The 321-nt window shown below is 47.0% G+C and carries 2 tRNA genes; both read left to right on the top strand.

The features are described from left to right. Window positions 1–92 precede the first annotated feature (92 nt). A tRNA-Arg gene (locus HMPREF3031_RS11885) sits at window positions 93–169 on the top strand. A 30-nt stretch (window positions 170–199) separates the two neighbouring features. Next, window positions 200–273 (top strand) — tRNA-Pro (locus tag HMPREF3031_RS11880). Window positions 274–321: the final 48 nt, after the last annotated feature.

Raw genomic sequence — 321 nt, 5'->3', positions numbered from 1 at the left:
GAACTGGCAGACGCACAGGACTTAAAATCCTGCGATAAGTGATTATCGTACCGGTTCGATTCCGGTCCTCGGCACCATAATATATATAAAATGCGCCCGTAGCTCAACTGGATAGAGCGTTTGACTACGGATCAAGAGGTTATGGGTTCGACTCCTATCGGGCGCGCCATTTTATATTTATTATTTAATAATTTAATAACGGGAAGTAGCTCAGCTTGGTAGAGCACTTGGTTTGGGACCAAGGGGTCGCAGGTTCGAATCCTGTCTTCCCGACTCTTAATTGTATAATGGGGGCTTAGCTCAGCTGGGAGAGCGCCTGCT

Origin of the sequence: Staphylococcus sp. HMSC072B07, from assembly GCF_001815505.1 — a bacterium.
Classification (GTDB): domain Bacteria; phylum Bacillota; class Bacilli; order Staphylococcales; family Staphylococcaceae; genus Staphylococcus; species Staphylococcus simulans.
The sequence above is the reverse complement of the archived record's forward strand: the minus strand, read 5'-3'. Positions and strand labels throughout refer to the sequence as shown.